This is a genomic window from Nioella sediminis, assembly GCF_001879695.1.
GTDB classification, from domain to species: Bacteria; Pseudomonadota; Alphaproteobacteria; order Rhodobacterales; family Rhodobacteraceae; genus Nioella; species Nioella sediminis.
This window is the reverse complement of record NZ_MNBL01000165.1, coordinates 1-13418: the sequence shown is the minus strand read 5'-3', so window position 1 is coordinate 13418 and position 13418 is coordinate 1. Positions and strand designations below refer to the sequence as shown.

At 63.8% G+C, this 13418-nt stretch carries 15 protein-coding genes; 4 read left to right on the top strand and 11 right to left on the bottom strand.

The features are described from left to right. The 6 genes from BKY26_RS18360 to BKY26_RS18335 all read right to left on the bottom strand — a co-directional run. A partial coding sequence (locus BKY26_RS18360) for a hypothetical protein (RefSeq protein ID WP_131541944.1) occupies positions 1–475 on the bottom strand: 475 nt, incomplete at its 3' end. Between the two features lie 78 nt (positions 476–553). Further along, positions 554–1489: a hypothetical protein gene (locus BKY26_RS18355; protein ID WP_071691831.1), complete on the bottom strand. Its 936-nt coding sequence runs from the start codon at positions 1487–1489 to the stop codon at positions 554–556. After that, a complete protein-coding gene (locus BKY26_RS18350) occupies positions 1489–2799 on the bottom strand; it encodes a TRAP transporter large permease (RefSeq protein WP_071691830.1) in 1311 nt (436 codons plus the stop codon). The genes BKY26_RS18355 and BKY26_RS18350 overlap by 1 nt, the downstream gene beginning before the upstream one ends. Positions 2800–2803: 4 nt before the next feature. Further along, a complete protein-coding gene (locus tag BKY26_RS18345) occupies positions 2804–3340 on the bottom strand; it encodes a TRAP transporter small permease (RefSeq protein ID WP_071691829.1) in 537 nt (178 codons plus the stop codon). 82 nt (positions 3341–3422) lie between these two features. Beyond that, positions 3423–4406, bottom strand: a complete 984-nt coding sequence (locus BKY26_RS18340; protein ID WP_071691828.1) for a TRAP transporter substrate-binding protein — start codon at positions 4404–4406, stop codon at positions 3423–3425. A 47-nt stretch (positions 4407–4453) separates the two neighbouring features. Beyond that, positions 4454–5695 (bottom strand): NAD(P)/FAD-dependent oxidoreductase, encoded by a 1242-nt coding sequence (locus tag BKY26_RS18335; RefSeq protein ID WP_071691827.1) that lies wholly within the window; start codon positions 5693–5695, stop codon positions 4454–4456. 132 nt (positions 5696–5827) lie between these two features. Here BKY26_RS18335 and BKY26_RS18330 point away from each other — a divergent pair, with 132 nt between their 5' ends. Then, the gene (locus BKY26_RS18330) at positions 5828–6343 is read left to right on the top strand and encodes a winged helix DNA-binding protein (RefSeq protein ID WP_071691826.1); all 516 of its coding nucleotides are present in this window, start codon (positions 5828–5830) and stop codon (positions 6341–6343) included. A gap of 2 nt (positions 6344–6345) precedes the next feature. On the opposite strand, the gene BKY26_RS18325 is transcribed toward BKY26_RS18330, so the two are convergent. After that, on the bottom strand, positions 6346–7473 hold the full coding sequence (locus tag BKY26_RS18325; RefSeq protein ID WP_071691825.1) for an enolase C-terminal domain-like protein: 1128 nt from the start codon (positions 7471–7473) through the stop codon (positions 6346–6348). A 100-nt stretch (positions 7474–7573) separates the two neighbouring features. Between BKY26_RS18325 and BKY26_RS18320 the strand changes: the two genes are divergently transcribed. Further along, positions 7574–8485 carry a LysR family transcriptional regulator gene (locus BKY26_RS18320; RefSeq protein ID WP_071691824.1) on the top strand — a complete coding sequence of 304 codons (912 nt, stop codon included), beginning with the start codon at positions 7574–7576 and terminating at the stop codon, positions 8483–8485. Between the two features lie 69 nt (positions 8486–8554). Here BKY26_RS18320 and BKY26_RS18315 read toward each other — a convergent pair whose 3' ends face one another. Then, on the bottom strand, positions 8555–10243 hold the full coding sequence (locus BKY26_RS18315) for a thiamine pyrophosphate-binding protein (protein ID WP_071691832.1): 1689 nt from the start codon (positions 10241–10243) through the stop codon (positions 8555–8557). A 111-nt stretch (positions 10244–10354) separates the two neighbouring features. On the opposite strand from BKY26_RS18315, the gene BKY26_RS18310 reads away from it, so the two are divergent. Further along, a complete protein-coding gene (locus BKY26_RS18310) occupies positions 10355–11044 on the top strand; it encodes a GntR family transcriptional regulator (protein WP_071691823.1) in 690 nt (229 codons plus the stop codon). A gap of 1 nt (position 11045) precedes the next feature. Continuing rightward, on the top strand, positions 11046–11783 hold the full coding sequence (locus BKY26_RS18305) for an aspartate/glutamate racemase family protein (RefSeq protein WP_071691822.1): 738 nt from the start codon (positions 11046–11048) through the stop codon (positions 11781–11783). Between the two features lie 123 nt (positions 11784–11906). On the opposite strand, the gene BKY26_RS18300 is transcribed toward BKY26_RS18305, so the two are convergent. The 3 genes from BKY26_RS18300 to BKY26_RS18290 form a co-directional block, all read right to left on the bottom strand. Further along, a complete protein-coding gene (locus tag BKY26_RS18300; protein WP_071691821.1) occupies positions 11907–12152 on the bottom strand; it encodes a DUF2798 domain-containing protein in 246 nt (81 codons plus the stop codon). Between the two features lies 1 nt (position 12153). Beyond that, entirely contained in the window at positions 12154–12693 is a 540-nt protein-coding gene (locus BKY26_RS18295; protein WP_071691820.1) for an NADPH-dependent FMN reductase, read from the bottom strand. Positions 12694–12834: 141 nt separating this feature from the next. Then, positions 12835–13418, bottom strand: a 584-nt coding sequence (locus BKY26_RS18290; RefSeq protein WP_071691819.1) for an isochorismatase family protein, incomplete at its 5' end; no start/stop codon positions are given.

The window sequence follows — 13418 nt, the reverse complement described above, 5'->3', positions numbered from 1 at the left end:
CGGGGGCCAGCCGAACGCCTCCGTCCACCGCTTCCAGATAGAGGTTCCCTGCCCTGATCTGATCGTGAAACGGCACCAGCGACGACAGATGCCACAGACCCGCCGCGCGCAGTTGCGGTTCGGTTCCGATATAGGTCGCGCCATGGGTGAACTGACCGGGGATCAGCAGGCCCGAAACCCGGTTGTCGGAATGAAAGAACACCAGATCCATCGGACGCAGAGCGCCTTGCAGCAACGCCGTGGCCTCTGGCTGCGTGGTCATGCGGCCGGGCCGGAACTGGATCAAGCCAAGCTGGCGCAGCGTCCCGACATTGGCATCGGCCAGCGCGATCATCCAGTCCGGGTATGGCCCCGCGCCCTGACAGCATCCGGCGACAATCCGGGACGGATCGGCCCCCATCGCATCGGGTGGCATGGGCGCAGCAGCGCAGCCTGCCATGGCCAGAAACACCAGCCCCGCAACTGCCCGTCCCATGCGCGTCATCCCCTGTCCCTTCCCAATGATGCGCAAGCTTGGCAGAGAACGCGCGCAAGGTCACGCCGCGCGATGCGCTCAGATCTCTGACCGCTTGTGCAGCCAGCCGAGCAATAGCGGCGTCAGGTACATCGGGAATTGATAGCAGGCGATGAAGGGCAGAAGCGCGTCAACCGTGGCCGCTGGCAGCGCCACGAGGAACAGCGCCACGTTGCGGTTGCCCGCGATGATCGACAGCGCCACCTCCTGCGACGTGCGGGCGCGCAAGGCCAGGAACACGGCCAGTTGCAGCCCGAAATTGGCGGCGAAGACCACGGCCAGCCAGAAGCCCACGGCCTGCCAGCCCGTGGCGATCAGCGGCGCGACCCCCGCCATCAGCCCGATGACGATGATGGCCAGAAGGACCACCCCCACCCCGTCCAGTTGACGGGTCTGCGCCGCATCGGGGCGCGGCAGGACCAGCACCCGCGCGCCAAAGCCAAGGGCCACCGCCAGCGCCACGACCAGCACCAGCCGCCCCGCAGCGGCCAGCACGTCCCCCGCCCCCGGCATCGCGCCCTGCATCAGCCACAGGATGGGCAGCACCGTCAGCGGGAACAGCGCCGTGCCGAAGATCAGGATCTGCATCGCGGGTGCCGGGTCCTTGCCCGCGAGCACCATGAAATTGGGTGCCCCGGTGATCGAGGGCGCCGACAGCATCAGCATAACCGCCAGCGCGGGCACCGTATCGATGACCCCTGCCAGCGTGAACAGCGCAAAGCCCAGAACCGGCATCAGCAATTGCAGCGCCACCACGTCGCGCAAGGGTCGCCAAAGTCGGGTCAACTGGCCAAGCGTTTCGGCCGGGCCAATACGGAAAGCCGAGAAGAACAGCAAAACGGCCACCATCCACGGAAGATGGGGCCGCATGGCCTGCGCCAGATCGGGAAGGGAAATCCCGGCCACCAGCCCCGCAACAAGGACAAGGCGACCGTGGCGGGCGCAGATCTCCAGCGCCCGCCCGATTGCCTGCATCACTGCGGAACCGACCGCATCGATTCCGGCAGCCACAGCGCCAGCTCCGGGAACCAGATCAGCACGAAGCACATCAGAACCATGATCGCGAACATCGGCAGCGCGGCCTTGGCGATATAGCTCATCTCATGGCCCGTCATGCCTTGCAGCACGAAGAGGTTGAAGCCAATGGGCGGCGTGATCTGGGCCATCTCGACCACGACGATGACGAAGATGCCGAACCAGATCAGGTCGATCCCGGCCTCCAGCACCATCGGTTCCACGACCGCCATGGTCAGCACCACGGATGAAATGCCATCGAGGAACATGCCGAGGATGATGTAGAAGACCAGCAACATCATCAGCAGTTCGAAGCGGCTCAGCTCCATCGCTGCGATGCCATCTGCCAGCGCGCGCGGTAGCCCGGTAAAGCCCATGGACAGTTTCAGGAAGGCCGCCCCGGCAAGGATCAGCATGATCATGGCCGAGGTGCGCGTCGCCCCCATCAGGCTTTCGCGGAAGCTGTCCCAATTCAGCGATCCCTGGCTTGCCGCCAGAACCAGTGACCCGATGACGCCGATGGCGGCGGCCTCTGTGGCGGTGGCCGTGCCGGTATACATCGACCCGATCACCACGAAGATCAGCACCATGACGGGTATGAGGAACCGGGAATTGCGGACCTTCTCGGCAAAGCCCATGGCCGTTTCCATCGTCGGCTGCCAGCCCTTCGAGATGAAGGAATAGGCGGCGACATAACCCATGAACATCAGCGCCAGCACCAGGCCGGGGAAGACGCCCGCGAAGAACAGCTCGGTAATGGACTGGTTCACGGCCACGCCATAGACGATCAGCGCCAGCGAGGGCGGGATCATCAGGCCGAGCGTGGCCGCGCCTGCCAGCGTGCCGATGACGATATGTTCGGGATACTTGCGCGCGCGCAGTTCCGGGATCGACATCTTGCCGACGGTCGTCAGCGTCGCGGCAGAAGACCCCGACACCGCCGCAAAAACCGTACAGCCCACGATATTGGTATGCACCAGCCCCCCCGGCAGCCGCGCCAGCCAGGGCGACAGCCCGCGGAACATGTCCTCTGACAGCCGCGTTCGGTATAGGATTTCGCCCATCCAGATGAAGAGCGGCAAGGCAGTGATGGTCCAGCTTGAGGACGAGGCCCAGATCGTGGTGATCATGGTGTCGCCCACGGGGCGCGAGGTGAACAGCTCCATCCCGACCCAGGCCACGCCCATCAGGGCGACGCCGACCCAGACACCGGTGCCGAGCAGGAAGAAGAGAACCGCAAGGAAGATGATGATGGCAAGAAGTTCGGTCATGTCATCACTCCCCGAAGCTTTGATCGACGATGTTGCTGCCCAACCGGCTCTGCCCCTTGAAGAGGACCGAAATCAGGTTATCGAGGAAGGCGATGGTTAGGATGGCCCCACCGATCACCATGACCGACTGCGGAATCCACAGCGGCGTGGCGTCCTGCGCCTGGCTGACCTCGTTGAATTTCCACGACCAGTAGACGAACCAGTAAGCGTAATAGACGAAATAGGCCGAAATGGCCGTGGCGACCCCGAAGCACCAGATTTCCAGTAGCCATTTTATGCGTACCGGCACGGCATTCAGCAGGATCGACACGCGAATATGCGCGCCGCCATTGAGGGCACTGGCAAAGGCCAGGAAACTTGCAGCGGCCATGACATAGCCCGCGTAATTGGGCGCGCCGGGAAACAGCTCGCCGGTCCAGCGGGCCACCATTTGGGCGACGATCAGCAGAAGGATGGTGACAAGGCACAGGGCGGCCAGAACACCGGAGCCCTTGTATAACCCGTCAAGCAATCTGCGCAGCACTCCGAGAGTTCCGGTCATGGATCAGCCTCTTTTCGGAAGGGGAAGACCCTCGGGGGCATCGGACCACGGTCACAGTGCCCCCGAGGCGGGAAAGACAGCGTTACTGCTGAGCAGCCATCGCCGCGCGATAGGCATCAACGATCGCCTGACCGTCTTCACCGGCATCGGCCAGCCATTCCTCGGTCATCACGGCACCGATTTCCTGAAGGTCGGCAACCAGCTGATCGCCTGCACGCTGCACGGTCATGCCACCGGCGGCCAGACCCGCGAGGGTGAAGCCGGTGTATTCACGCGCGCGCCAGGAACCCGCATATTCTGCCATGCCGGCACAGGCGCGGACGATGTTCTGGTTGGCTTCCGAGGTGTCGGACCACACATCGGCGTTCACGAAGACGTAGTTGCGCGGCAGCCATGCATCGACTTCGTAGAAGTGGCTCAGGCTTTCCCACACGCGGCGGTCATAGCCGGTCGCGCCCGAGGACACCATGGACGAGGCCACGCCGGTGGCAAAGGCCTGGCTGATTTCAGCCGCTTCGATGGTCACCGGCAGCATGCCGGTCAGTTCCGCCAGACGGTTCGTGGCGTTCGAGTAGGACCGGAACCGGATGCCTTCCATGTCGGCGACCGAGTTCACTTCCTGGTTGAAGTAAAGCCCCTGCGGCGGCCACGGCACGGAATAGAGCAGCACGAGGTTCTGTTCGGCCAGAAGGTCGGTGATATAGGGCTCTGCGATTTCCCACAGCACGTCATGCTCTTCGAAAGAGGAGACGAGGAAGGGGATCGAGTCCACACCGAAGAGCGCGTTTTCATTCTGGTGGCCAGACAGCAGACGCTCGCCGATCGGCACCTGTCCGGTCTGCACCGCGCGCTTGATGTCCGCACCTGCGAACAGAGAGCCGCCCGGATGGGTCACGATCTCGATCTCGCCGCCAGTACCCGTGGTCACGCACTGGGCAAACTCCGCACCCGTCACCGAGTGGAAGTTGGACCCGGAATAGGCCATCGGCATATCCCAGGTATCGGCCAGCGCCGGTCCTGCCAGCACGGTCGCCGCAGCGGCGAGGGTCAGTTTGAAGGTCTTCATGTCAGTCTCCTTGTTGGTTGCTGCATTCTTGGTCTTGTTATCTCGGGTCACCCTGCGAACCGTTGTGGGTCGTAAGGCGTCATATCGGTATTGGGCCGCTGGCCGGTGATCATCTGCGCCAGCCAGCGCCCGGTTTTCGGCCCGCCCGTCAGGCCGATATGGTGGTGGCCAAAGCCCGCGAAGACGCCGGTCCCCCGCACCTCACCGATCAGCGGCAGGCTGTCGGTCGGGGCCGGGCGATGGCCCTGCCATTCGATCTCGTCGGTGGCCTTGAGCTGGGGGAACGTCTCTGCCACCTGCCGTCTCAGCAGCTCGAACGGTGCTTTCGATGGCCCCGCGTCCAGCCCGCCAAATTCCACCACGCCCGCGCATCTTACGCCCTGAGCCATTGGTGTGGCGACAAATTTTCCACTCGCGACCATCACCGGCACTGTCGGCCCGCCGGTCGCGTTCTCGAACACGATGTGATATCCGCGTTCGGTTTCAATCGGCACGGTGATGCCGAGCTTCTTCATCAGGGGTTTCGACCAGACACCCGTGGTCAACACCACCTGATCACAGGCGATCTCGCCTTCCGTGGTTTGCACCGCGCTGACCTTGCCATCCGTCAGGGTGAAGTCCTTGACATCGGCCTTGCGGAACGTGCCGCCAAGCGCCTTGAACTCCTCGGCCAGCGCCGCCACGTAACCGCCCGGATCGCGGATGAAGCCATGGTTCTTCATGACCGCGAGGCACCCGACCCTGTCGGAAAAGCAGTCCTGATACTCATGAACGGCGGCGCCTTCGATCAGCTCGGGCACGAAGCCGCCTTCGCGGCGCAGGGTCCAGACATAACTGTCCTTCTCGAACGCCGCGCGGTCGGCATAGGCGAAGGTGTAATCGCTCTCGACCACCCATTCCTCGGCCCGCGTGCCCCGCGCCAAAGCCAAATGCTGATCGACGCTGTCACCGATCACGCCGTTGATCCCTCCGGCAATGCGCCTTGTGTCGCGGTCATTGGCATGGCCCAGATATTTCACCAGCCAGGGGATCATCCGCGGCACATAGGACCAGCGCATAAAGAGCGGGAAATTGGGGTCCATCAGGTAACCCGGCCCCTTGGCAATCAGCCCCGGCGTGGTCACCGGCACGATGGCGCAAGACGCCAGAACCCCGGCATTGCCGTAAGACGTTCCCTGCCCCGGATCGCCCCGGTCCACCAGCATCACCTCGCGCCCGGCCCGGCGCAGCCAGATCGCGGCGGAGACCCCGACAATACCTGCGCCTATGACAACGATGCGACCGCTCATGCGGGACATCCTCCCATCCGGTTGCGGGCAAGATCGCCGGTTTCAGGCGATTCCCTAAGGTCAGCTTTGCCTTTAATTGATAATACGTCAACATTTTGTTGACAATTTATCAGAAAGGCGCAGTTTGAAGGCATGTCACACACTGATCTTGGCCCCGTTGTTTCCTCTGCCCATCTCGCCGATGGCAGTTTTCCCCAGATCTCGGAATTCGAGTATGGGCTGACGCTGGCCAACAACGCCTTCCAACGCTGGATGATGCGCGCGATGGCGGCGTCGGGCCACCCGGACATGTCGGCGCTGGAGGTGCAGGTGATGCACTCCGTCCACCACCGGGGCCGCGCCAAGACGCTGGCAGATCTCTGCCTTGGCCTTGGCATCGAGGACACCCACACGGTCAACTACGCGATCAAGAAGCTCGCCAAGGCGGGGCTGGTGCGCGAGGGTCGGCAGGGCAAGGAAAAGACCGTGACGGCGACCGAGGCCGGTGCGGCGGCCTGCGAACGCTACCGGGATATCCGCGAGGCGCTTTTGTTGCGCGCGGTGCATGAGCTTGGGTTCGAGCCCGAGCAGATTTCGCGGCTGAGCACGCTTTTGCGTCTCATGTCCGGGCAATACGATCAGGCGGCCCGCGCCGCGACGACCTACTAGGCTCATCCCCCCGCCCTCCGCCGGTATTTCTCCAGCACATCCGGGTTCGGGTCGATGCCAAGGCCGGGGCCGGTCGGCAACACCACCTCGCCGTTTTCGACCGGGAAGGGGCTGGCAAGCACATCTTCCACGAGGAAATAGCTCGCCTGATAGAACTCGCAGCCAAGCGTGATTTCCGGCGTCGCCGCGATCATGTGGGCACCCGCCAGATGGGCGATCCCCGCCTCGAACATGTCGCCGCCATAGGCCGACAGGCCAGAGGCCGCCGCCATCCGCGCCACGGTCTGCGCGCGGCTTAGACCGCCCGATTTCATGATCTTGATGGAGACCCCGTCAGCAATCCCCATGGACAGGCCAAGCGCCATGTCCTCCGGCCCGAAAACGCTTTCATCCGCCAGTAACGGCACATCGATCTCGCCCCTGATCCGCGCCATCAACTCGCGCAAATGCGCCTTCACGGGTTGTTCGATGAAGGTGGGCCGGAAGGTCGCCACATCCCGCACGCAGGCCAAAGCCACGTCATGGTGCAGCCCCTGATTGTAGTCCACGCGGATGTCGAATTCCGGGTAATCGGCGCGCAACCGCTCCAGCCGCATCATGTCGAACGCATGATCCTTGAACCCGGTCTTCAGCTTGATGATCCGCACCCCATCGGCGCGCAGCCGGTCCATCAGGACAAGGTCGCGGTCGAAATCGGGGTCGGCGATGGAACAGGACAGCGGAATGCGCGCCCGGTAGGTGCCGCCAAGCAGTTCCGACACCGGCAGCCCCGCCGCCTTGCCCATCAGGTCCAGCAGGGCCGTTTCCAGCGCCGCCTTGGCCTCAGTGCAATGGGCCACCGCGTACTGAGCGTCCGCCATGATCCGCGCCCGGTCCGACAGTTTGCGCCCCACGACAAGGGGCCGGAAATAGCGGTCCAGCGCCGCATAGGTCGCCTCGGCAGAGCCGGTAAAGACAACCCAGGGGCTCGCCTCGCCCCAGCCTTGCAGACCGCCCTCGGTCACCAGCCGCAGAACAACGATATCGACGACATGCTCCACCGAGCCGATGCCATGGTCGCGACGCGCATTCACCGGCAGCGCGAGATGCCACAGGTCCATTCCCGTGATCGTCTGGTCCCAGGTCGACATGCTGTCCCCATATTTCCCTTGGTCCACCCTGCCGCCCCTATTCCATCATTTCCAATATTCATTTATCTATTCTTCATCAGAAAAAATGATAAAACGAGACATGTCCCTCCGCTTCCGCCAGCTTCAGGCCTTTCACGCCATAGTTGAGACCGGCACGGTCACCGCCGCCGCCGATCAGCTTGGCATTTCCCAGCCCGGCATTTCGAACCTGCTGGCGCAACTGGAACGCCAGACCCGGTTCAAACTGTTTGAACGGGTGCGCGGTCGTCTGGTGCCGACGCCCGAAGCGGAGGTGCTGTACCAGGAGGTCGACACCGTGGTGCGCGGTCTCGACCATGTCAGCCAGGCGGTTGTCGATCTGCAGAACAAGCAGGCCGGGCAGCTTCAGGTCGCCTCGCAGCATTCCATGTCCTTCGGCTTCATGCCCCGGCTGATTGCCCGTTTCGCCAGGGACCGGCCCGACATGTCGATCTCGTTCCAGTCGCAATATTCGGTGAAGATCCAGGAATGGGTGCAATCGGGCCTCTTTGAGATCGGGATTTGCGAATTGCCGCTTCTGCATGACGCGCTGAATGTGCATCCCCTGCAGATCGAAACCCTGCTGGCCCTGCCCGAGGATAGCCCGCTGGCACAACACGAGGTGCTGACGCCGGAACTGCTGGATGGTACGCCCTTCATCGTCATGGGGCCCGAACACATGACCCACCGGCGCACGCGCGAGGCGTTTCACAACGCGGGTATTCCCCTGCGGACACGGGTGCATTCGCACCTGTTCAAGAACCTGCTCAGCTTCGTGAAAGAGGGCATGGGGGTTGCCGTTCTGGACCCGTTCGCGTTGCATTTCGACTTCGAGGGCGGCTTCATCACACGGCCGTTCCGGCCCCGCATCCTGATGGACATGGCAGTGATCACCTCGCGCACCCGGCCCATGTCGGCGGTCGGGCAGGAGTTCCTTGCGCTGCTGCTGGAAGAGCTGAAGCCCTACGATTGCAGCCCCGGCGCAAACGGCTGATCTGGGCGCGGGGGAAGGGCCTTGCAAGGCCCTTTCAAGCGGCTTTCAAGCCGCTTCCCCCCGCCCGGTTCAGCCCATCCACCTTCTGACAGGCGCGGCGGCTTCCTCCAGCGGTTGCACCACCACATCGACAAGCGTCGGCCCGTCATGGGCAATCGCTTCGGCCATCACCTTGTCAAGCTCGGCAGGGTCTTCCACCCGCCAGGACTTGACCCCATAGGCCGCCGCCACCGCGGCATGGTCCACGCGCTCGAAATCGACGTTGTAGTAGCGCGCGCCCTTGTCGGCCATCTGGCTGGCCTTGATCCATCCGAAATTGGCGTTGGAGAAGACCACGAAGGTGATCGGCGCGCGATGGCGCGTCACCGTCTCCAGCTCGCCCGCCGTGAAGCCGAAAGACCCGTCGCCCATCAGCGCCACGGTCTTGGACGCGGGCCGCCCGTACCACGCGCCCAGAGACGCGGATAATGAATATCCCAATGCCCCATGCGCCCGGTTGGTGATGAAGAACCGCCCCGGCAGCTCCTGCTGATAATAGGCCGACATATAGGGGCAGCTGGTCCCCGGGTCCGAGACGATGGTGGCATCCGGCGGCAAGAGCCGGTTCAGGGTGGCAATCACCCGCTCAGGCCGGATCGGGGCGGCATCGCTTTCGGCCAGCTCCAGGAAACGGTCGAACTTGCGCGACTTGCGCTCGGCCACCGCCGCCGCGCCGCCAAAGACTTCTCCCGCACCGCGTTTATCGAGAACCGCGTTCACCTCGGCCAGCGACAGGCGCAGGTCGCCCACGACGCCCACCTCGGTCGGATAGTTCGCGCCGATCACCATCGGGTCACTGTCGAAATGCACGATGCGCGTGCCGGGTTTCGGCGCTTCCCACCTCGCCGTGGTGGTGGAGCCCGCCCGGATGCCCATGAACACCACCAGATCGGCAGCTTCCATCGCCTCCCACGTCTCATCGGTGCCGCCGTTCGACCCGACAACGCCGAGCATATTGGGGTGACTGTCCGCAAGGCTCCCCTGCCCGGAGATCGACGTCGCCACCGGGATATCCAGCCGCTCCGCCAGCCGCGCCAGTTCCTCCCACGCGCCGGAAATCACCACGCCGCCGCCGCAGACGATCAGGGGCTGTTTCGCCGACAGGATCGCGTCGACCGCCGCCTCCGCCGCGCCGGGTTCTGGCCCCTGCCGGTAGGCGGGGAAGGCATGGGTCGCGGGGTCGGCCCAGATATCGGCGGGGTCTACCGGGTCATACTGGATGTCATAGGGCAGCCCCAGATGCGCCGCGCCGGGGCGGCCCGTGGTCATCGCCCGGAACGCGCCCCTCACCATGCGGGGAATGTGGACCGCCTGCTTGATGACCGTGTTCCACTTGGTCAAGGGCCGCATCAGCGCCTCCTGATCCACCTCGGTCAGCGGGTATTTCCCGTAGGTCCCAACCGAGATATCCGACGTGATCGCCAGCACCGCATAGCTGCTTTCCGACGCCTCGATCAGCCCCGGCAGGATATAGGTCGCGCCGCCGCCAGATGGCCCCTCGCAGACACCGGGCCGCCCCGTCACGCGGGCATAAGCATCGGCCATATAGGTCGCCGACCGCTCATCCCGTGTCAGCACATGGGTGATGCCGTGATCCATTCCGCGCATGGCGTCATAAAACGGCAGGCTCGTATCCCCGCAGAGCCCGAACACATGCCGCACCCCCTGCGCCTCCAGCATCTTCACCAGCGCCTCGGCCCCGTTCATCTGGTTGGTCATCTGTTCCACCTCCCCGGATTCGTATTTCATGCTGTATACAGCTCAAAATATCTTGCAAAACTCAACCCGAAATATCACTGTGCCGACAGATCGCCGGAAAGAGCCGCTGAAATGACCGACCCCGCCCCCAAACCCGAAAGCAATGTCGACCGCATCACCGCGCAGCTTCGGCGCATGGCGGCGGAGTTCGAGATCAAGCCAGATGAACGCATTCGCGAAGGCGAGATGGCAAAGCGCCTCTCGGTCAGCCGTACTCCCCTACGCGAGGCGCTGAACCGGCTGGTGTCAGAGGGCTTCCTGACCTTCACCGGCGGTCAGGGCTTCTTCTGCCGCTCGCTGACGCCGGAACGTATCCTCGACCTCTACGAGGCGCGCGCAGCCGTGGAATGCGAGGCGATGCGGCTGGCACTGACCCGCGCATCAGACACCGATATCCGCGCGCTGAAGGATGATCTGGACCGCACCGAACCGCTTTATGAAACCGCCACCGACCGGATCGCGCTGCTGAAGATGGACGAGGCGTTTCACATGGCGCTGACGCGACTGTCGCGGAACGCCGAACTGACCAATATGCTCGACAATATCAACGGGCGCATCCGCTATGTGCGGATGATCGGGCTGAACATGGAACGTGGCGCGGCCATCCGTATGTCGGCGCATCGCGCCATCCTCGATGCGCTGGCCGACCGTGATGAGCGCCGCGCCCTGGCCACCCTGCGCGCCCATATCGAGCTGCGCAAGGAAGACGCGACCCGCGCCGTGCGTGAGGCCTTTTCACATATCTACGTACAGGCAGGCTGACATGACCACACGCGGCGGCAAAACGGTTTTCGGGGCAAGCGTCGGCATATTGATGCTGGAAACGCAATTCCCCCGCATCCCCGGCGATATCGGCAACGCGCTGACATGGCCCTTCGCGGTGCATTTCCGGGTGGTGCGCGGGGCAACGCCCGACAATATCGTACGCGGTGCGCCGCTGGACCGGGTGCAGGATTTCATCACCGCCGCGCAGGATCTGGTGGCCATGGGCTGCGACGGGATCACGACGAATTGCGGGTTCCTGTCGCTGTTGCAGGGTGACATGGCAGCAGCCCTTGGCGTGCCGGTGGCCACGTCCTCGCTGATGCAGGTGCCGCTGGTGGAACGGCTGCTGCCGCCGGGCAAGCGGGTCGGCATATTGACAGTCTCCGCCAGCACGCTCAGCCCTGACCACCTGAAAGCGGCGGGTGTGGCGCTGGATACGCCCGTGATGGGCACCGAAAACGGGCGTGCTTTCACCCGCGATATCCTCGGCGATGCGCCAGAGATCGATTTCGAGGCCTGCCGGCTCGACCTGCTCGATGCCGCGCGCGCGCTTGTGCAGCGCCACCCTGATGTGGGCGGCATCGTGCTGGAATGCACCAACATGGTGCCCTACGCCGCCGATATCCGCGCCGCCACCGGCCTGCCGGTCTGGTCGATCTACAGCTTCGTCAGCTGGTTCCAAGCGGGGCTGATGCCGCGCCGCTTCTCAGGTGGAATCGACGACCCGCGCTGGTAATCCCGAGCGCTGACCGTTCGACGCGTGTTCTGACGGTGCGATCCATTGTTTGGACCGGAGGTGGACGCCTTGTGGACTGCACCAAGCTTGGAAAGCCTATGCCACCTGTCCGAGCCAGAACGATCATGGCCAGGCTCTTGCCGCCATCTCGGCCAGCTTGCCCGACAGAAGACGGAGCTTGTCTCCGAACATCATGTCCAGCGAGAACGCGATCGGCAGGGCGATCAGGATGCTTTGTCCCCAAGCCAGCAGCCACGACCATGAGACCCCGAGTTCAAGAAGGCTGAACACACCCGACAGAGCCATGGACATGAAAGACGACATGACCAGAGAGCCCGAAAGCCTGTGAAGGTACCGACGATCCATCATGTCAAGCGACCTCCTGCAGGGCCAGGGCCTCGGCCGCGGCGGTCAGGTCGGCCAATGCGTTTGGCTCCGTGATGCGCCCGGACTCGGCATCGAAGACGTCGTGGAAATTGGCAATGGAAACCGCCGCCTTCAGGTCCACCCCGAAGAACCGGGCAGAGCCTTTCGCGGACGCCAGCACGCTGCCCGCGCCACCGGGCCCCGGTGAGGTCGACAGGAAGACTGTTGGCTTGTCCTGAAATACTTTCAGATCAATCCGGCTCGCCCAGTCAAAGAGGTTCTTGTAGGCGGCGGAATAGGAGCCGTTATGTTCCGCGAAGGAGACGATCACCGCGTCAGCAGCCCCGATCTTGTTGAAGAACGCTATTGCCGGTTGGGGTTTACCGATCTCTCTTTCGAGATCCTCGCTGAAGATCGGCAGGTCGTAGTCACTTAGATCCAGGACCTCGATCTCGGCATTGGGGACCAACTGGGCAGTAAACCGCGCCAAGGTCTTGTTGATGGAGGTTTTGCGGTTGCTTGCGCCGAAAGCCAGGATTTTCATGGGTATTCTCCTATCTGGATCGGAGGATTGAATTGAATTGGGCCATCACGAGGCGGCATCCGCTTTGCGGGTCCGACGGACGGGAAGCGCCGCCTCGTGCTTTCTGCCGGGACTTGCCAGCGGGTGTGGCTTTGACAGGGTTCAGGCCGCCCTGTCGGCGGGTTCCGCGCCGTTGCGGACCTGACCGACCAGCACCGCCCAATCCATGTGGAGAGCACCATAGACCTCGCGGGCGACCGGACGGGCATTGTCGGCGAGGATCTCGACCATCAGACTGGCCCCGTCGGCAACGACCACGCCCGCCTGCGACAGGCGCAGCAGACCGGTGTCCCGCTTGGTTTGGTTGAACGTGCCCGAGGCATCCATCGCCACATAGGCGTTGTAGCCCTTGCGTTGCGCGGTCATCGCCGGGAAGGCGGCGCAGACTTCGAGCGACACACCGGCGAAGATCAGGTTCTTGCGCCCGGTCGCCTCGATCGCCGCGGCGACGCGCGGGTCATCCCAGGCGTTGACCGAGGTCCGGTCGATGAACTCGTGTCCGGGCAACGCCGCGGCCAGCTCGGGAAAGGCGGGGCCCCAGAGCGTCGCGGCAGAGGTGGTGGTGGTGACAATCGGCAGCCCGAGGGCCTTGGCGGCCTTGGCCAGCCCGACCACATTGTGCTTGAGTTCCGCGACCGGATAGTCGCGCACGCCGGTCATCAGGCTGGAATGCCCCCTCTGAACTG